This window comes from Arthrobacter sp. FW306-1B-G06A (assembly GCF_058781765.1).
The window spans coordinates 1-18,758 of the sequence record NZ_JBYSXB010000013.1; the positions used below are offsets into that span (position 1 = coordinate 1).

Below are 18,758 nucleotides of genomic sequence, written 5' to 3' on the forward strand. Positions count from 1 at the left end.
TCCGACTGGACTTGAACCAGTAACCCTTCGATTAACAGTCGAATGCTCTGCCAATTGAGCTACGGAGGAATGAAGCGTGTACAAGCCTAACAAAGGGCTGCCGGGAAACGAAATCGGCGCCAGGGCGGCCCTCAGCTGTCCATGCGGAGCGCGCGGCGCTGCATTTCCAGCTGCATGAGTTCCCGGTTGAGGCGCTGGAACTCCTCCGGCTGGGCCGAGGCGTCCAGTCGCTGCAACTGGCCCATCTTGTCCGCCTTGACCCTGGTGATCTGCAGCTCGAAAAGCCGGGCCAAAATGTCGCGGCAATAGCGCTGAAGCGCTTCGGGCGTGCTGGCCGGCAGTGGGACGACGGCAAGCTCGGAGACCAGGCCTTGGAGCGGTTCCGGAACCTCCTGGCGAATCCCTTCCACCCAGGCCACAGGGTCTCCCGCGTGTGCCAGCCCGGCGGCCCGGATGGCGGTGTGCACGGCTGAGTAGGCCGGAGTGACGAAATGGGACGCTTCAAACCGTTCCCATGCTCCGCCGCTAAGCGCAGCTTCGCCACCCAGTACGGCCGGGTTCTGGATGACCACTTCGAGGGCCTGCCGTTCCATGGCGGCAATGGGATCCCGCGGATCCGGGCGCATGAACGCGATGGGAGCGTTCGACGGCGGTGCTGCCGCCGGCTGGCCGGACTGGCCCGGCGCTGCGCCTTGCCCGTGCCCCGGGGTTCCTGGAGTGCCTGCAGATCCCGCAGTTCCTGTATTGCCCGCCGCGCCGGAAGCAGCGCGTTTGGCGGCCAAGCCCACGGCCCGGCTGACTTCCTCGATGGGCATGCCGAGCCAGCCTGCCAGCTCGCGGACATAGGCGGGACGGATACCGGAATCACGAATCTGCGCCACGACGGGGGCCGATTCCCGCAGGGCGGCGACCCGGCCTTCCACGGTGTCCAGGTTGTGGCGTTTGAGTGAGGCCCGGATGGCGAATTCAAAGAGGGGCCGACGGGTGCCGATCAGGTCCCGGACAGCCGCGTCGCCCTTGAGCTGGCGAAGATCACAGGGGTCCGCTCCGCTCGGTTCCACGGCCACGTACGTCTGCGCGACGAAACGCTGGTCTTCTTCAAAGGCGCGCAATGCGGCCTTCTGCCCGGCGGCGTCGCCGTCGAAGGTGAAGATGACCTCTCCCCCGGTGCCGTCGTCGGACAGCAAGCGGCGGGCGATCTTGATGTGGTCCGTACCGAAGGCCGTACCGCACGTGGCCACAGCGGTACCGACGCCGGCAAGGTGGCAGGCCATGACGTCCGTGTACCCCTCCACCACCACCAGTTGCCGGTCCTTGGCGATGTTCCGCTTGGCGAGGTCGATGCCGTAGAGGACTTGGGACTTCTTGTAGAGCACGGTCTCCGGAGTGTTCAGGTACTTCGGTCCTTGGTCGTCCTCGTAGAGCTTGCGGGCGCCGAAGCCGATGGTGTCGCCGGCGATGTCCCGGATGGGCCAGATGAGCCGGCCCCGGAAGCGGTCGTAAATGCCCCGGTTGCCTTCGGAAAACATCCCCGTCAGCTTCAATTCGGCGTCCGTGAACCCGCGTCCGCGCAGGTGCTTCAGCAGCGAGTCCCAACCCTGGGGCGCGTAGCCGACGCCGAACTGTTCGGCCGCGGTCCGATCGAAGCCGCGGCCGTGGAGGAAGTTGCGGCCCTCTGCGGCACCTGCCGTGAGCAGTTGGGCACGGAAGAACTCGTCGGCGATTTTGTGGGCATCCAGCAGCCGTTGGCGCTTGCCGACCTCTTCGCGGTTGGGACCCGTGCCGCCGTCTTCATAGCGGAGCTCGTAGCCAATCCGGGCTGCGAGCTTTTCCACGGCTTCGTGGAAGGAGCTGTGGTCCATTTTCTGGACGAAGGAGATGGCATCGCCGTCTTCGCCGCAGCCGAAGCAATGGTACCGGCCCACTTGCGGACGGACAGTGAACGACGGCGAGCGCTCGTCGTGGAAGGGACACAGGCCTTTGAAGGTCCCCAGGCCGGCGCCCTTGAGGGTGACGTAGCCGTCCACTACTTCCTTGATATCGGTGCGCTGGCGTACTTCGTCGATATCTTCACGTTTGATCAGGCCAGCCACGTCACCATCCTAGTCGCTCCGCACGGGCAGCCGCGGGCCGCCGTCGTGGGCCGCCGTCGGGCTACCAGAGCGAGGGGAGGCTGCCCACGAGGCGTTCGTACATCGCCAGCGCCGAAGCGTCCGTCAGGGACGCCACCTGGTCGATGACAACGCGAAGCCGGGCGCCGTCGTCGGGGGCGTCCCGCCAGTCCGCGGCGAACATCGGTTCCAGATGCCGGTCTCCGCTCGCGTTGAGCACGCCGACGAGGGCGTGCAGGACTTCGCGCTGGCGCTCATAAACGGGCTGCCGATGGTCCGTGGAGATCACGAACGTCGTGGCAAGGCCCTTCATGGCCGCGATCTCGGTGACGGTTTCCTCGGGGACCATGAGTTCCGCAGCGTACCGGGTGAGGTGGTCCGGGCCGAAGTGCGCCCTCGTGGTCTCCAAGGCACTCTGGCAGAACCGGCCGATCAACTGGCTGGTCATGTCCTTCAGCGCGGCCATCGACTTGCGGCTGCCGTCGGCTTCGCGGACCCACACGCTCGTGGCTTCGAGGCGGGCCAGTGCGGCGTCGATTTCAGCGGGATCGTTGTGGGGCAAGTACCACTGCTTGGTGTAGCCCACCACGCGCGCGCGGTGGTCCGGGTTGTCCAGCCACTTCAGCTGGAAATGGCCGGCAACAATGGCGTCCTCGACGTCGTGGACGGAGTACGAAATATCGTCGGCCAGGTCCATCACCTGGGCCTCGATGCAGGAACGGTTCCCCGGCGCTCCGTCACGAAGCCAGGCAAACACGGGCAGATCGTCCTCGTAAGCGCCGAATTTGCTGCTCCGCTGTCCGTGGATGACGGGGGCATCGACGGCGGACCACGGATACTTGGACGCGGCGTCAAGGCTGGCCCGGGTCAGGTTCAGGCCCGCGGGCCGGCCGTCGGGGGCAAGGACCTTGGGTTCAAGCCGGGTCAGCAGGCGCAGGGTCTGGGCGTTGCCTTCGAAGCCACCGATTCCATGGGCGACCTCGTTGAGCGCCGATTCCCCGTTGTGCCCGAAAGGCGGATGGCCAAGATCGTGGCTCAGGCACGCCGTGTCCACAACATCCGGATCGCAACCGAGAGCGCGGCCCAATTCGCGGCCCACCTGGGCCACTTCAAGGCTGTGCGTCAACCGGGTGCGCACGAAGTCATCGGTATCCGGGGCCACCACTTGGGTCTTGGCCCCGAGCCGCCGGAGGGCTGACGAATGCAGCACCCGTGCCCGGTCCCTCTCGAAGTCCGAGCGGTAGGTATTCTTGCGGGGTTCCTGGACCCAGCGTGCCGAGTCGGCCTCCACGTAGCCTGGAATGCCCGTTGCGTTTTCGGCCGGGCGTGCTGCAGACATCGCTTCAGTTCCCATGGGTATCTGCCTCCTCCGCTTGCCGTGCACCGGCGTCTCTTCAGCCCGTGCCTATGCAGCCAGTTTTCCACGACTCGGGCCGTGCGCGTGCACGCGCCGGTCCGGGCGGCGCTCTAGCCGCCTGAGACGTCGAGTTCGGCTGCGGCGATATCGCGCGTCTGGTCCGCGTCCATCTGCCGGCTGAGAAGCCAATCCTTGGGCAACGCCGGCTTTTTGGGGGAACCTGCGCGTCCGCGCGGGCCTTCCGAATCGATGCCTGGGTACGGCAGGTCCATGTCCAGCTGGTCCAGCAGCTCGCGCAGGACCTCGAGCGTCGGCACCGTGGCCAGTTTGGCACGCAGCTCCCCTCCCACCACGTAGCCCTTGAAGTACCAGGCCATGTGCTTGCGGATCTCACGCAGCGCCTTGTACTCGTCGTTGCCGAAGGTTTCGATCATGAGCTCGGCGTGGCGGTAGACGCCCTCGGCTACTTCGCGCAGGCCCGGACGGTGGCGCTGGTCGCTTCCTTCAAACGCGGCTTGGAGGTCGCCGAAGAGCCACGGGCGACCTTGGCAACCGCGGCCCACTACGACGCCGTCGATCCCGGTTTCGCGCACCATGCGGACTGCGTCTTCGGCGGACCAGATATCCCCGTTGCCCAGGACGGGAATGTCCGGGAGGGCTTCGCGCAGGCGTGCGATGGCGGACCAGTCGGCCTGGCCGGAGTAGAACTGCGCGGCTGTGCGGCCGTGGAGCGCGACGGCGGCAACGCCCGAATCGCGGGCGATCCGGCCGGCGTCGAGGTACGTGAGGTGGTCCTCGTCAATGCCCTTGCGCATCTTGATGGTCAGCGGGACGTCGCCCTTGGAGGCTTCCTTGACAGCCGTCTGGACGATCGAGGTGAAAAGGTCGATCTTCCAGGGGAGGGCGGATCCGCCGCCGCGCCGGGTGACCTTGGGCACGGGGCAGCCGAAGTTGAGGTCGATGTGGTCCGCCCGGTCTTCTTCGACGAGCATGCGCACTGCCTGGCCAACGGTGACGGGGTCCACGCCGTACAACTGCACGGAACGGACTTTTTCATCGTCGTCATGGGAGATGATGCGCAACGATTCCGGGGTGCGCTCCACTAAGGCACGGGAGGTCACCATCTCCGCCACGTACAGGCCGCCGCCGTATTCACGGCACAGCCGACGGAAGGCCGAGTTGGTGATTCCGGCCATCGGGGCGAGGATCACTGGGGTGTCCACCGTGATCCGGCCGAGCTGCAGCGGGGGCAGTTCGAGCTTGGGCGAAGGGGGCGTTGCTACTACAGTCACCCGTCCATTGTCTCAAAGCGGGGCAAATCGACGGGACGGTCGAATACGTGCCTGGCCGCTAGAGCAGCCAGCCGTTGTCTTCGGCGATCCGCACGGCCTCGGCACGTGTACGGCCGCCGGTCTTGGCCATCGCGGCGGACAGGTAGTTCCGGACGGTCCCTTCGGAAAGCATTGCCGACTTCGCGATGTCGGCTACCGTTCCGCCGTCGTACGCTGCCTTGAGCACCTCCCCCTCGCGTTCGGTCAAAGGGCTGTCTCCCGCGGTCAACGATTCCGCGGCAAGCACCGGGTCCACCACCCTGAGCCCTTGGTGTACGCGGCGTACCGCTTCGGCCAGTTGCCGGGCGGGCGTGTCCTTGACGACGAATCCGGAGGCGCCGGCCTGCATGGCGCGCTTGAGGTAGCCGGGCCGTCCGAAGGTGGTCACCATGAGGACCCGGCAGGACGGCGCGGCCCGCCGCACGGCGGCTGCCGCGCTGATCCCGTCCAGGCCAGGCATGTCGACGTCGAGCATTGCCACGTCGGCGGAGTGTTCGACGACGGCGGCCGCCACCCCTGTCCCGTCGCCCAGTTCGGCGACCACCTCGATGTCCGGCTCCAGCCCCAGCAACGCGGCCAATGCTCCGCGCACGAGCGCCTGGTCGTCTGCGATCACCAATCGGATACTCATACCTCCACCGCCAATCTGAACCCTCCCAGGTCGCTCGGGCCAATGCTGACCGTTCCCCCGGCGGCACCCACGCGTTCGCGGATCCCGGCCAGTCCGTTCCCGGAGCGGCCCCCGGAGGCCGGACCGACGCCGTCGTCCTCGACTAGAACGCTCGACGCCGTCAACCGGACGCGGCAGCGCGCGGCGCCGGAGTGCCGCACAACGTTGGTGACGCCTTCGCGCAGCACCCAGCCGAAGAGCTCCCGGTGACGCGCCGGAACCTGTTCGACGGTTCCCGGCAATTCGGCGTCGATCCCTGCCGATTCCAGGGCCGTCCGGGCGACTGCGAGTTCCGCCAGGACGTTGACGCCGCGGTAACCGGCCACCGTGGCGCGGACGTCGGCGAGCGCGCCACGGGCCAAGTCCTGCACCGCGGAGATCTCGGCGGCGGCCCGGTCGCGGGCCGGGTACTCGCCGGGGACGGTGTCCAGCATCCTGCCGGCCAATTCGGCCTTCACTGCTATGACGGTCAGGGAGTGCCCCAGGATGTCGTGCATGTCCCGGGCGACGCGGCTACGCTCCGCCGCCACGGCTGCATCGGCCAGTTCAGTCTGCGCTTCCCGGAGCCGTGCGGTCTGCCTGATCAGCCGCGCGAAGGCGGACATCATGAGGCCGAGGGACACGATGATCCCGGCCTGGAGCAAGGCCTGCTCCCCGTTGCCCGTCACCAACTGGGTGGTGAAGGAAGCGAGGGCCAATCCGACGATGAGGAAGAAATCCGCGCGCGGCGGAAGGGACGTCATGGCGATGGCGCAGGCCAGGAACGTCCAGGTCCACAAGGCTTCCCGTCCGATGATGAGGATCATCAGCCCGTTCAGCGCCAGCAGGATGAAGACGGACACGATCCCCGCCCGGACGCCCAGGCGCCAACTGATCTGTGGCAGGAAGACGTAGGCCGCGAAGAACACGATCAGGGACGCCGACGCCGCCGTTTTCCAGGCCAGCGGCTCGTCCACGGACCACACGATGTTCCACGTCGGCCAGGCCCAGAGCAGGATGGAGAGTCCCGCGCCGATGAACCAGCCCCGCGGCCCAGGACCGCGGAACATGGCACCGCGGAACATGTTGCCGACGAGCATGTCCCTGAAGGAGGTTCGGCTTTGGCTGCTGGTCATGGTGCCCACCCTAGCGGCCTGTTCAGACACGTTTCGTGTCGCGGCGGAACGCCATTGCAGCCCCGGCCACGAAGATCGCGAGCCAGATGAGGACGTTGACGATCCACGCCCAGTCGAACTCGCCGGTGATGGGGCTTCGGGCCAATTGCCCGATCCCGTACGCGGGCGTGAACTTGGCGATGTTCCCGAAGGTCTCCCCCATGATCTCGATCGGCATGAACAGTCCACCGAGCATGGCAAGGATGGCCAGGGCCGGGCCGAGGATCTGCATGACGTTCTGGCTCGGCATAAGGTATCCGACGAACAAACCGAGGGCCGCGAAGACCAGGGAACCCAGCCAAGCGACCAACCCCGCGGTCAGCCAGGTCTGGGCATCCATGGTGACACCTGCAAGGGCGCCGATGACGAACTGGGCCACGACGGCAACGAGGGACAGCGTGAGCGCGGCCATGGCCTTCACCGCGATGTACGCACCGGGCAGGAGGGGCGTGAGCCGAAGCTGGCGGCTCCACCCTTGGGCACGCTCCACCGCCACCTGGCTGCCGGCGCCCGTGGCGGCGGTCATCGCGGCATAGACCGTGAGGCTGATGAGGATGTACTGGCCGTAGCTGTGCCCGTTGGGCAGGAGCTTGTCCTTGTTGGACAAGCCGAAAATGAAGAAGAAGACGGCCGGCATGAATACCGTGAACATGATGGTCCGGCGGTTCCGGAGCATCCGCTTGATTTCGATCCACAGGAACGTGCGGTTGACCCCGCCGGCGGACGCTTTCCGTTCCTGGAGGACTGTTGCCGCGCTCATACGAGGTCTCCTTCAAAAGTGATGCTCGTGGATTCGGGCACCGCATCGTCTCCGGTGAGGGCCACGAAGGCCTCCTCGAGGTTGTTGGCCGCCACTTCCACGTCGTGGGCGCCCGTGTTGTTGAGCAGGAAGCGCACGACGGCGTCCGAGTCGCCCGTGCGGACGGTGAGGCGGCCGCCGTCGTAATCCATGCTTTCGACGGGCGGCATCCCGGCCAGGAGCCCGCGCTCTGCCGCCGGAAGCGAAGCCTTGACGGTTCGGCCCGAGGCAAGGTTCTTGATCTGGGCGGCGGTGCCGTCCGCCACGATGCTGCCTTGCCGGACCAGCACAATCCTGTCCGCGTAGGCGTCGGCTTCTTCGAGGTAATGGGTGGCGAAGATGACGGTCCGTCCGCGCTGGGCGTCGCTCCTGATCGCGGTCCAGAAGTCCCGTCGTCCCGCCACATCCATGCCGGTGGTGGGCTCGTCCAGGATCAGCAAACCGGGATCGGAGACGAGGGCCATGGCGAAGCGCAGCCGCTGCTGCTGGCCACCGGAACACTTCTCCACCTTGCGGTCGGCGATCTCCAGGATGCCCGCCCGCGCCAGGACTTCGTCCACGGGCCGGGAGGAATCGAACATGGCAGCGTTGAGCTGCACGGTCTCGCGGACGCTGATGTCCCGCAGCAAGCCGCCGGTCTGCATCACGGCTGCCACCTGGCCGCGGGCGATGGCTCCCCGGGGAGTGTGGCCGAAGATGGAGACGCTTCCCTGGTCCGGAGCGCTCAATCCTAGGATCATGTCGATCGTCGTGGTCTTGCCGGCTCCGTTGGGACCGAGGAACGCAACCACCTCCCCCGGTTGCACGGTGAGGTCCAGGCCGCGGACGGCGTGGACCTTCCCGAAGCTCTTGTGCAGTCCGGCGGCTTGGACGGCCGGCACACTCGCTGTTGTCATGACTCTCCTTGGCTTTGGTTTGCTCCACTACCCATCAAAGCCGGGATCCGTGTCCGGCGCCCGGGCGTGTGTCACCAATGAAGGATGACAAATGTCATCGGAGGCTAGCGGCGCTCGGCTTCCCTGCGTGCCCGCCTGGTCATGACGACGGCGGCAAGCTCGCCAGTATCGAAGGACTCGAAGGCATCGGTGGAACCGGCGTTTTCAAGCTCGCGGACCTTCCCGTCGTCGTCGAGAGCTGGCGCCGCATCCGCCGCGACGGCAGCCGCGAGCCGCCTCGGACCGGTCGCCTTCACCACCAGCACGGCGATCAAGGTGGTCACGGGGATGGCCAGCACCAGGCCGATGGAGCCCACCAGTGTACGGATGACTTCCTCGGACAACTCGGCACTCGTGAGGGCATCGACCAGCGGACGGTCGTACAGCATGACGATGATTAGGAGGGGTAGCGCTGCGCCGGCGTAGGCAAAGGCGATGGTGTAGACCGTGGAGGCGATGTGGTCCCGGCCGATCCTCATGGCCGAGGTGAACAGCTTTCGCGCGCCAGTCTCGGGTGCGAGCTCGTAGAGTTCCCACACGGCCGCGGACTGGGTGATCGTCACGTCGTTGAGCACTCCGAGCCCGGAAATGATCAGACCGCAGAGAATGATTCCGGAGAGCGAGATCTTGTCCGACATGTTCACGAGCGTGGCGCCCTCGCTGCTCGCGATCCCGGTCAGGTTGGCCGCATCCGTGGCCCAGGCCGCCAGCAGCGCCGTAATGCCGAGGCCGAAGATCGTACCCAGCAACGCGGTGGAGGTCTTGGCCGAGAATCCGTGGGCGAAATAGAGCACCCCCATCATGATGGCGGTGGAGCCGACCAAAGCCACGAGCAGCGGCGGCTTGCCTTCCACCAGTCCAGGAAGCATGAAGCTCACCATCACCACGTAGGCTCCGGCCAGCCCGAGGAGCGCCCTGAAGCCGCGCCAGCGCGCCACCGCAATGACCACCACGGCATACAGGATCGCCAGAAGTGCCATGGGAACGGTCCGCACGAAGTCGAGGAAAACGTACGACGGCGAGCCGTTGCCTGCCGCTGCGCCCTGCACCCCGGAGAGGTTCAGGTAGCGGATGCTGTCCCCCACTTTGACGCCGTGGGACTTGGCCACGTCCGGGTTGATGACCACTTTCACCGGGCTGCCGCCGTTATCCGGTTGCGTGGACGCGAAGGTGCATTGGGAGCCCTGCGGCTGTGCGCCGCTGCTTTGGTTCGTGCCGTTCGTACTCGGCGCCTGCGTACCTTGCGTGCAGCTTTCCTGAGTAACCGCCTGGATCTTGCCCGTATCGAACGTCACCCCGGGAGCGGCCGTGTAGGGGCTCGCGAACGTGATGCCCTCTTTGCTCCCCGATGGCCACATGACCACCATGGCAACGATCGTGAGTACCGCGATCGGAGCCAGCACGGCCACGAGGAGCCAGTTGGCCCGCCTGCGTGACGCGAGCGCCGTCGGGCTTGGCTCGAAATGCTCTGCGTGTCCGTGTGAATGGCCGTGACCCATTAGCTGCAAAACCTCATGCCCACAAGCCTACGTGGGGCAGCGCTGTGTCCCACCCAACTAGCTCGCAGTTGGTGTCGTTATGAGGGCTCAGAACGACAACAAATGCGTGGGCCCACGCCGCCAGGGTTCCCTGGCCGAGCTTGCGAGGCGAGGGTGGCGGTGGGGATCAGTTGGGCTCGCTTGATACCCGGGTGCTCAGGCGGGTTTGATGTTTTGGTTGACGTGGAAGAGGTTTCCTGGATCGTACTTGCCCTTGATGGCTTGCAGCCGCTCGTAGTTGACCCCGTAGTTGTCACTGATCCTGCTCTGGTCTTCCGCATCCATGAAGTTGATGTAGCCGCTGGCAGCAGAGTGCGGACGGAGCGCCTCCGCGTAGTTGCGGGCCCAGGCAATGTTGGCTTCGTTGTCCGCGGGGTCCGGCCATTGTGCCGCGATCACCGGGGCGAACTTCATGCCGCGGTTCGCGAAGGCGGTGTCCTGGGCTCCGACCCGGGCCGCCGCGCCGTCGATCGGGTAGACATGGACGGCGGTGTTGAGGCTGGTCACCGTGGACCCGAACTCCGCATGCGCACCAATGACGCCATCGTTGAGTTCACTGATGAAGTTGGCTTTCCAGTATCCTTGCAGCCCCTTGGGATTGAGCCCGTCAAATGCCACGTTGAGTGCCGGGTACGGCATCGGGGTGATCAGGGATCCGGCTACGGGTGCGGCTTCGAGGAACGGCGCCCAGCGGGATTCGCCTTCGGCCATGTCTCCCGTCCACATCCCGACCACGACGCACACTGGCTTGCCGTGCCATTCTTCGGGAAGGAACGGCACCGGCGGGCCTTGATGGAAGCCGAGGAACGCGCCGAACTCTTCGGGAGCGGAGTCCATGTAATCCCGGTAGAACTTCGCCACCGTCTCGGTGTTCTCCGCTCCGTAGATGACAATGCCCACATGGACCATGTCCACCGGGTGCAGCTTGTACTCCAGCGACGTCACCACACCGAAATTTCCCCCGCCACCCCGCAAGGCCCAGAAGAGATCCTCGTTCCGGGTTTCGCTCGCAGTCAGGAACTTGCCGTCCGCAGTCACCACGTCGGCGGAGATCAAGTTGTCACAGGACAGGCCGTGCTTGCGGGCAAGATAGCCGATGCCGCCACCCAGGGTCAGGCCTGCGATGCCGGTGGATCCCACAATCCCGCCAGTGGTAGCGAGTCCGAAGGCGTGGGTGGCGTGGTTGAAATCTGCCCAGGTTGTTCCCGCCTCGGCACGGGCCGTACCGGCGTCGGGGTCAACACGGACCCCGGTACGGTTGACGAAATCTATGACAAGGGCATCGTCCCAGGTCCCGAAACCGGGGGCGCTGTGGCCGCCGCCGCGGATAGCCAATGGCAGGGAATTGTCCCGGGCGAAGTTCACGCTCGCGATGACGTCCGCCACTTGGGCCACCCGGACGACTCCCGCCGGACGCTTGTCGATCATCCCGTTAAAGACGGCACGGGCGGAGTCATAGTCAGGATCGCTGGGAGTGACGAGTTGCCCACGGAGCTGTTCACGGAGTCCGTCGAGGGCTGTTCCATTCATGGGTGTTACCGCCGATTCTCTTCATGAGACCGGATTCGTTCCACCCGCCGCTACCCCACCAGAGCAACCGCCGGGGCTTACGTCGTCATGCCTACACCCAGGGCAGCGGCGCCGTCAAGGGTTCACCCAACTGGCTCGCAGTTGTTGTCGTTATGAGGGCTCAAAACGACAACAACTGCGAGTCAGTTGGGCCAGCCGCAAGCTATTCGCTGACCACCAGGGTGTCCGCACCGCGGAGCTTCGCCTTGCCCTGCTCGAGCAAGGGATCGACGACGGCGCACACGGCCGTCATGGAATCGTCCACTTCAAGGAGCACGGGGTGCTGGTAAGCAATAAGCGCCAGCAGGTCGCGGACCGCCTCCCGCGCCTCGTCATCCGGCAAAAGCGGGTCGTGGCCAAGGAACACTTCCGAGGGCTCGTCCGAGCTGCCCTGGGCATAGCTGATGGCGAAGGCCTGCAGCTTGCCCTTGCGGGTGGCCGGAACGCCGGCGCCAAAGGCACTCGCCTTGGGCGCTCGCAGCACGACGGCTCCGTGGGCCCCTGTCAGATCGTCGAGGAACAGCCGCTGCACGGTGGGGATGCCCAGCTCGCCGGGGTTGTCCCAGTGGTGCACGGCTGTGTAGTACCGGCCGACGACGTCGCTCAGTTCCACCGATCCCGTGGCGAGGTCCTCCACCCGCTCGGAAGCGGCTTCTTCGGAGCCGTCACCAAACACAGGCAGCCTGAGCGGCTCGGGATCCACCACCACAAGCCGGGAACGCTGGATGGGTGCAAGCCCTGCCCACTCGGCGAAGGCGGCACCGGCCGTGCCGGGCTCCACTTTGCTGCGCAGCTTGGTGACGCCCGACGGCGACTGCCCGGCTTCGCGCCGCAGCATGGTCAGGAGCGTGGCCCCGATCCCGCTCCGGCGGTGGTCCTTGGCAACCTCGATGTAGGCCCAGAGACGTTCCGCGTGCAGGGACGCCTCGTGGACCACCCCCGCGGCCACCGGAATTCCGATGCCGTCAACGACGTCTTCCGCCACGATGCACCGGCGCCAAGGCTGGCCCTGGCCGCTGTTGCTCGACGGCGCAAGGGCGGCGCGGAATTGCTGGGCCGGCAGGGTCTCCGGCCCACCCCACATTTCCAGGAGCGCGAGGTCGTCGCCCTCACGCCATTCGCGGTACTCGATGGACACGCTTAGGCGCCGATCAGTCGTGCGGCCAGGTAGCCCTCCACCTTGTCCAGGGACACACGTTCCTGGCTCATGGTGTCGCGCTCACGAATGGTGACGGCCTGGTCATCGAGGGTGTCGAAGTCCACGGTGATGCAGAACGGGGTACCGATCTCGTCCTGGCGACGGTAGCGGCGGCCGATGGCGCCGGCGTCGTCGAAGTCGATGTTCCAGTTCTTGCGCAGCTGGGTGCCCAAGTCCTTGGCTTTCGGGGACAGGTCCTCGTTGCGGCTCAGGGGCAGCACGGCTGCCTTGACCGGCGCCAGGCGCGGGTCAAGCTTCAGGACGGTACGGACGTCGACGCCGCCCTTGGCGTTGGGTGCCTCGTCTTCCGTGTAGGCGTCCACAAGGAAGGCCATGAAGGAGCGCGTCAGGCCGGCGGCCGGTTCAATGACGTACGGCGTGTAGCGCTCGTTGGTGGCCTGGTTGAAGTAGCTGAGGTCCTGACCGGAGGCCTTCGAGTGGGTGGAGAGGTCGAAGTCGGTGCGGTTGGCGATGCCCTCGAGCTCGCCCCACTCGGAGCCCTGGAAACCGAAGCGGTACTCGATGTCCGTGGTGCCCTTGGAGTAGTGGCTGAGCTTGTCCTGCGGGTGCTCGAAGAAACGCAGGTTCTCCGGCCGGATGCCCAGATCGGTGTACCAGGACATGCGTTCTTTCATCCAGTACTGGTGCCATTCCTCATCCGTGCCCGGCTCGACGAAGAATTCCATTTCCATCTGTTCGAACTCGCGGGTGCGGAAGATGAAGTTGCCCGGCGTGATCTCGTTGCGGAAGGACTTGCCGATCTGGCCGATGCCGAACGGCGGCTTCTTGCGGGACGTGGTGAGCACGTTGCTGAAGTTGACGAAGATGCCTTGCGCGGTTTCCGGGCGCAGGTAGTGCAGGCCTTCTTCGCTGGCCACGGGGCCCAGGAACGTCTTGAGCAGGCCGGAGAACTCCTGCGGTTCGGTCCACTGGCCGCGGGTGCCGCAGTTGGCGCAGGCGATGTCCTTGAGGCCGTTTTCGGCGGGACGGCCCTTCTTTTCCTCGTACTCTTCCTCGAGGTGGTCGGCGCGGTAGCGCTTGTGGCAGGAAAGGCACTCGACCAGGGGGTCGGAGAACACCTCGACGTGGCCGGAGGCTTCCCATACCTGGCGGGGCAGGATCACGGAGGAATCCAGGCCCACCACGTCTTCGCGGCCGCGGACAACGCTCTGCCACCACTGGCGCTTGATGTTTTCCTTGAGCTCGGCACCGAGGGGGCCGTAGTCCCACGCGGACCGGGAGCCACCATAGATTTCACCGGCCTGGAACACGAAGCCCCTCCGCTTGGAGAGGGAAATGACCTGGTCGAGGACGGATTTTGCTGCCATGGGTACTCCAATGTTCTACAGGGCCGCTGGGTGCGGTCCGTGGTTGTGCGCGAAGGTAATGCTGTGCAGGAAGCTGCGTGTCCTAGCCTACCGGCCTTTGGCCGCTGTCCTGCCTCAGGGACTGGCCCGAATGGCGCTTGGCGGGACGGCGGGGAGAGAGCGCGCCCTTCGGCCAAGGCAGCGTGGCAACGATGATGGCGAACAGGGTCAGCAAGGTGCCAAGGATCGTGGGGAAAGCCACCACGGTTCCCGGAGCCGGCAGGACCAGGTCAAGCGCGAGGGATCCGAGCAGCTGCCCGGCAATCATCCCCAGCCCCGTCACCAAAACACCGAGGCTGCGGACCAACAAAGCAGCCAGGCCGATAAAGACGCACCCCATCGGGCCGCCCACGTAATACCACCACTCAGCAGGAAGGGCGTGCCCGGGACCAAGCAACGACACCTTGATGAGCCAGGCGATCCAGAGAATGACCGTTCCGGCCACGAAATTCACCAGCGTCGCGGCGATGGGGCTGCCGTAGTGCACCGTGGCAGTCCCGTTCATGGCTTGTTGGAAACTCATGAGGCAACCCGCCACGACTGGCAACAGGATCGGGAACAGCAAGGACCCGACGTCGGCCGCAGCCCCGAGGCGCGGCGACACGGCCCAGGCGACGGCGGCGATCGTCAGGATGCTTCCCAAAATCCTGACCCCCGTGATCGAGCGTTTCCCGCCGGGACCGATGCCGAGCCGGTCCACGAACAGGCCGCTCATGGTCTGCCCTGTGATCACGGCTACCGTGAACAACGCGACTCCAAGAAGGCCAATGGTGAACGATTGGGCAATCACGTAGAGGGCGCCGATCCCGCCAGCCACCACATAGAACCGCGGAAAGCTGCGCTCCTTGACGGCAGGCACTATCCGGCGCAAACCAGCGCGGCCTTTCGGCAGCGCAAGGCCGATCACGGCGATCAGTACCAGCCCGGTAGTGAAGCTGACGACGGCGGCCGCCACGCCGTCGTCGAGCTTTGCCCCCAGCGCACTGTTGATCCGGCCTTGGACCGGAAGCAGCGTACCGTTGGCCACCGCGAGAAGCAGGCCGGTGAGCAACGGACGGGAGGTGCTTCGGATGGCGGGACGGGACGATTGCGGCATTTTCACCACCTTACTTCAGGCATCATTGCTTGTATGAGCAACCCGGAAATCGAAGAAATCCCCATCCGCGACGACATGATCCGACTCGGCCAGCTCCTGAAGCTCGCCAACCTGGTGGAGGACGGCGTGGAAGCCACGGAACTCATCAAGAACGGCCTGGTCAAAGTCAACGGCGAGATCGACGATCGGCGCGGCCGCCAACTCCATGTCGGCGATACGGTGACCGTCAACGGACAGACGGTGCGGATCGCGGCCGCTTCCTAGGGCAACGCGGGGTCACTTACGGCCTATAACGTACCTCGGAATGGGCCGTAAGTGACCCCGCGTTGCTACGAGAGGACCTTGTGCTCCAGGAATTCGCCAACGTGGCCGATTTCCTGCTGGTTGATGCCGTGCCACATGCCTGTGTAGAGCACCTTGGTGAGGTCTGTGTGCTTTCGGACCCAGTCCATGGTGTATTCGATCTTGTCCGGGGTGATAACAGGATCCTGCTGGTCCCGTCCCCAGAAGAGCGGCACGGAACCGTCCAGTTCGGCGTCGCGGAATGCGGGGTCCGCATCGGCGTCGACGGCGAAGCCTGAAAGCCCGACGACGGCGGCAAAGTCCGCCGGGCGCTGCCGCAACAGCGAGGTGGCCATGGCCATGCCCATGGAAAACCCGAGAAGCGTCACCGAGCTGTGGTGGGACTTGAAGGAGTCCAACCAGGAAAATACATACTCCGCGGCGTCCTTGACGGCATCGAGGGAATAGTCGATGGACGCCGTGAGCGGGAACCACGTGAAGCCCGGGCCCGTCGCGATCGGCGCACGGAGCGAAGCGACGACGAAGTCCTGGGGCAACAAGCCTGCAAGGCTGAAGAGGTCCTGCTCGTTGGACCCGTAACCGTGCAACAGAACCAGCAATGGCTTGCCAGCCCGCTCCTCCTCTTCGTGGGACCACAAAACGACCGGGGCAGGAAAGGCGGAAGCTTGACTCATGGGACTATTCTTGCAGTTACCCATGAGTAACAAGCTACGGGCGCGTGGCGTTGCAGCAAGAGGCAGGATATGGACGTGAGTGACATTGATCCCACGGTGGGACCAAAGCCGGACGAAAGGATTCATCCGTGGACCCGCTATGTGGCATTGGGTGATTCCTTTACCGAAGGGATCGGCGACCCCGAGCCCAACAACCCCGGGGGACATCGCGGCTGGGCCGACCGCGTAGCCGAGGAACTGAGCCGGGGACACCGGGATTTCGCCTACGCCAACCTGGCCATCCGCGGGCGGTTGCTCCAGCAGATCCTCGACGAACAACTTGGCCCGTGCATGGACCTCAAGCCGGACCTCGTGAGCATCTCCGCAGGCGGCAACGACCTCATCCGTCCCGGCGGCGATCCCGACGCCTTGGCCGAGAAACTCGATGCCGCAGTGCAGACCCTGAGTTCCGACGGCGCCACCGTGGTTCTCTTCAACGGTCCGGACACCGCGTCATCGGTCCTCGGCCGGATCCGCGGCAAAGTGGCCATCTACAACGAAAACCTCCGCACGGTGGCCGCCCGCCACGATGCCGTGATCGCCGATATGTGGTCCCTGCGGCAACTCTCCAACTCCCAGATGTGGGACGAAGACCGCCTGCACTTCTCGCCGCTCGGCCATCACACCATCGCGGCGATGGTCCTCGATTCACTCAATGTGCCCCACAACCTCGAGCCGCTGTTCCCCAAGCCGCTCCCCCAGCGCAGCTGGCGCGAGGCCCGCTCGGGCGACCTCGTATGGGCCCGGGAGTATTTTGTCCCGTGGGTCATCCGCCGGATCCGGCACCGCTCCTCCGGCGACGGCATCCTGCCGAAACGCCCGACGCCGGGACCCGTCTTCGGTCCTGCCGACACCATCCTGCCCCGGAGCTGAACCGGAGCCGTGTGGGTCACAGGGAGCGGGGCTAAGCTGGTGAAAGACTAGGGAGGCCCTCCACCGTGAACAATGTGATCTTCTGGATCATCGTCTGCTCTTGGCTGATTCCCATGGGGATCCGCATGTACAACCGATCGCGCCAGCGCAGGCTCCGGGACTTCCCTCCGCAGGATTACCCCGGGCAGCCCTATCCTCCACAGCACTACCCCGTCGGATACCCGGAGCAACCCCCGGTCATCTTCCCGGCTGAGCCGCAACCCCCGGTGGGAATGCCCGCACCTCAGGCCGCTCCGCCGTCGTCGGCTACTCCGCAAGCGAACAGCGCGCCCCAGCCGGACAGCGCGCCGCAAGGCTACCGGGCACGGAAACTGGCCGAACTCGACCAGGAGTACAGCGACGGGAAAATTGCCATGGAGGACTACATGAAGCTCCGCCAGGAGATCATGAACGGCTGATTCAGCCGAAGAACGCCTCCCGCAGCTGGGGGCCGAGCTGGCCGATCTCGGTGAGGAAACCGTCGTGCCCGATGGGCGCCTCGATCACATGAACGGGGACTTCTCCGGGCAAGGCCTTGGCCAGCTCGTGCGATTGTTCCGGGAAATAGAGCCGGTCCGAGTCCACCGAGGCAACGAAGAACTTCGCCGTGGCCACGGACAACGCGTCCTCCAACGAGCCCCGGCCGCGAGTGATGTCGTGGCTCATGAGCGCCTCGGTGATGGCGATGTAGCTGTTGGCGTCGAAGCGCTGGACCAGCTTTCGTCCCTGGTGGTCGAGGTAGCTCTCCACCTGGTAGCGGCCCCGGTCCCCTAAGGCCGCAGCCTGCAGGGGCGCCTCGCCGCCTTGGGCGTTCCTGCCGAAGCGGAAGTCCAGTTCATCCGCCGAACGGTAGGTGATGTGGGCGATCCGCCGGGCGAGGGCCAGCCCCGCCTCGGGCGCGGCCTGGCCATAGTAGTCGCCGCCCTTGAAGTCGGCGTCCTGCCGGATGGCGAGCGTCTGGGCCTGCGCGAACGCAATCTGTTCGGCAGTGCTGTACGCCCCGATCGAAATCACGGCACATCGCTTGACGCGGTCCGGATAGCTGACGGCCCATTCCAGTGCGCGGGCACCGCCCATGGACCCGCCCACCACGGTGTGCCAGCTGTGGATCCCCAAGGCGTCGGCCAGCCGGGCTTCGGCTACAGTGCTGTCCCGCAAGGTCACAAGCGGGAAGCGGGAGCCCCACGGCTTGCCGTCAGGAGCGCTCGACGACGGCCCGGTGCTGCCGTAGCAGCCTCCCACGATGTTGACGGAGACCACGAAGTAGCGGTCCGTGTCGATGGTGGCGCCGGGACCAACGAGTTGCTCCCACCAGCCTTCTTCGTCGCTCTCGCCACGGGCCACATGGGTGCTGCCGGTCAGTGCATGCTCCACGAGGACGGCGTTGGAAGCGTCGGCGTTGAGCCGGCCCCAGGTCTCGTACGCAAGGACGACCTCAGGGAGGAAACCCCCGGCCTCCAGTTCGAGCCCTCCTACGGAAACATACTTGAGGGTTCCGTCCTGGGTACCTGAAAGGGGTATGGCTGTTGCAGCAATTGTCATTCGTCGACACCTCACATCGCGCTTGCCCGCCGCCAACACAGCGAAGGGCCAGGTCTTCACCCGGGGCACCCCGCCGCGAAAGGAGGGTTGCCGGCCAGCAAGCCGGGGCTGTCGCTGGCACTCATGACCTATGGGAAGAGTCTAGGAAAACCGGACCCCTTCT

Annotated in this window: 17 protein-coding genes and 1 riboswitch; of the genes, 3 read left to right on the forward strand and 14 right to left on the reverse strand. The window is 65.6% G+C overall.

Annotated features, from left to right (window positions below):
- Positions 1-131 precede the first annotated feature (131 nt).
- The 12 genes from dnaG to AC3WJM_RS08890 form a co-directional block, all read right to left on the reverse strand.
- Positions 132-2,093 (reverse strand): DNA primase, encoded by a 1,962-nt coding sequence (gene dnaG / locus AC3WJM_RS08835; protein ID WP_284989738.1) that lies wholly within the window; start codon positions 2,091-2,093, stop codon positions 132-134.
- Between the two features lie 61 nt (positions 2,094-2,154).
- The gene (locus tag AC3WJM_RS08840) at positions 2,155-3,465 is read right to left on the reverse strand and encodes a deoxyguanosinetriphosphate triphosphohydrolase (protein WP_370872192.1); all 1,311 of its coding nucleotides are present in this window, start codon (positions 3,463-3,465) and stop codon (positions 2,155-2,157) included.
- Positions 3,466-3,578: 113 nt separating this feature from the next.
- Positions 3,579-4,760 (reverse strand): tRNA dihydrouridine synthase DusB, encoded by a 1,182-nt coding sequence (gene dusB, locus AC3WJM_RS08845; protein WP_492271675.1) that lies wholly within the window; start codon positions 4,758-4,760, stop codon positions 3,579-3,581.
- A gap of 58 nt (positions 4,761-4,818) precedes the next feature.
- A complete protein-coding gene (locus AC3WJM_RS08850) occupies positions 4,819-5,430 on the reverse strand; it encodes a response regulator transcription factor (RefSeq protein WP_492271676.1) in 612 nt (203 codons plus the stop codon).
- Positions 5,427-6,584 (reverse strand): sensor histidine kinase, encoded by a 1,158-nt coding sequence (locus AC3WJM_RS08855; protein ID WP_492271677.1) that lies wholly within the window; start codon positions 6,582-6,584, stop codon positions 5,427-5,429. Before AC3WJM_RS08855 ends, AC3WJM_RS08850 begins: the two co-directional genes overlap by 4 nt.
- A 22-nt stretch (positions 6,585-6,606) precedes the next feature.
- Positions 6,607-7,383: an ABC transporter permease gene (locus AC3WJM_RS08860; protein WP_492271678.1), complete on the reverse strand. Its 777-nt coding sequence runs from the start codon at positions 7,381-7,383 to the stop codon at positions 6,607-6,609.
- Positions 7,380-8,318: an ABC transporter ATP-binding protein gene (locus AC3WJM_RS08865; RefSeq protein WP_492271679.1), complete on the reverse strand. Its 939-nt coding sequence runs from the start codon at positions 8,316-8,318 to the stop codon at positions 7,380-7,382. The genes AC3WJM_RS08860 and AC3WJM_RS08865 overlap by 4 nt, the downstream gene beginning before the upstream one ends.
- A gap of 104 nt (positions 8,319-8,422) precedes the next feature.
- Positions 8,423-9,856, reverse strand: a complete 1,434-nt coding sequence (locus AC3WJM_RS08870; RefSeq protein ID WP_284989742.1) for a YibE/F family protein — start codon at positions 9,854-9,856, stop codon at positions 8,423-8,425.
- A 195-nt stretch (positions 9,857-10,051) separates the two neighbouring features.
- Positions 10,052-11,425, reverse strand: coding sequence for an FAD-binding oxidoreductase (locus AC3WJM_RS08875; protein ID WP_306961369.1), 1,374 nt, complete (start codon positions 11,423-11,425; stop codon positions 10,052-10,054).
- Positions 11,426-11,627: 202 nt separating this feature from the next.
- Positions 11,628-12,602, reverse strand: coding sequence for a GNAT family N-acetyltransferase (locus AC3WJM_RS08880; protein ID WP_306961368.1), 975 nt, complete (start codon positions 12,600-12,602; stop codon positions 11,628-11,630).
- A 2-nt stretch (positions 12,603-12,604) separates the two neighbouring features.
- Positions 12,605-13,990, reverse strand: a complete 1,386-nt coding sequence (locus AC3WJM_RS08885) for a glycine--tRNA ligase (protein WP_059387867.1) — start codon at positions 13,988-13,990, stop codon at positions 12,605-12,607.
- Between the two features lie 82 nt (positions 13,991-14,072).
- Positions 14,073-15,125: a DMT family transporter gene (locus tag AC3WJM_RS08890; protein WP_492271680.1), complete on the reverse strand. Its 1,053-nt coding sequence runs from the start codon at positions 15,123-15,125 to the stop codon at positions 14,073-14,075.
- Between the two features lie 33 nt (positions 15,126-15,158).
- Here AC3WJM_RS08890 and AC3WJM_RS08895 point away from each other — a divergent pair, with 33 nt between their 5' ends.
- Positions 15,159-15,389, forward strand: a complete 231-nt coding sequence (locus tag AC3WJM_RS08895) for an RNA-binding S4 domain-containing protein (RefSeq protein ID WP_059387868.1) — start codon at positions 15,159-15,161, stop codon at positions 15,387-15,389.
- Positions 15,390-15,454: 65 nt separating this feature from the next.
- Here the strand turns inward: AC3WJM_RS08895 and AC3WJM_RS08900 are convergent, their stop codons facing one another.
- A complete protein-coding gene (locus AC3WJM_RS08900; RefSeq protein WP_492271681.1) occupies positions 15,455-16,102 on the reverse strand; it encodes an alpha/beta hydrolase in 648 nt (215 codons plus the stop codon).
- A 69-nt stretch (positions 16,103-16,171) separates the two neighbouring features.
- On the opposite strand from AC3WJM_RS08900, the gene AC3WJM_RS08905 reads away from it, so the two are divergent.
- Both AC3WJM_RS08905 and AC3WJM_RS08910 read left to right on the forward strand, forming a co-directional pair.
- Positions 16,172-17,014: an SGNH/GDSL hydrolase family protein gene (locus tag AC3WJM_RS08905; protein ID WP_306961361.1), complete on the forward strand. Its 843-nt coding sequence runs from the start codon at positions 16,172-16,174 to the stop codon at positions 17,012-17,014.
- Positions 17,015-17,079: 65 nt separating this feature from the next.
- Positions 17,080-17,472 carry a hypothetical protein gene (locus AC3WJM_RS08910; RefSeq protein ID WP_306961359.1) on the forward strand — a complete coding sequence of 131 codons (393 nt, stop codon included), beginning with the start codon at positions 17,080-17,082 and terminating at the stop codon, positions 17,470-17,472.
- 1 nt (position 17,473) lies between these two features.
- Here the strand turns inward: AC3WJM_RS08910 and metX are convergent, their stop codons facing one another.
- Positions 17,474-18,595 carry a homoserine O-acetyltransferase MetX gene (metX, locus tag AC3WJM_RS08915; RefSeq protein ID WP_284989748.1) on the reverse strand — a complete coding sequence of 374 codons (1,122 nt, stop codon included), beginning with the start codon at positions 18,593-18,595 and terminating at the stop codon, positions 17,474-17,476.
- Between the two features lie 13 nt (positions 18,596-18,608).
- A riboswitch (SAM riboswitch) is annotated at positions 18,609-18,724 on the reverse strand.
- Between the last annotated feature and the right edge of the window lie 34 nt (positions 18,725-18,758).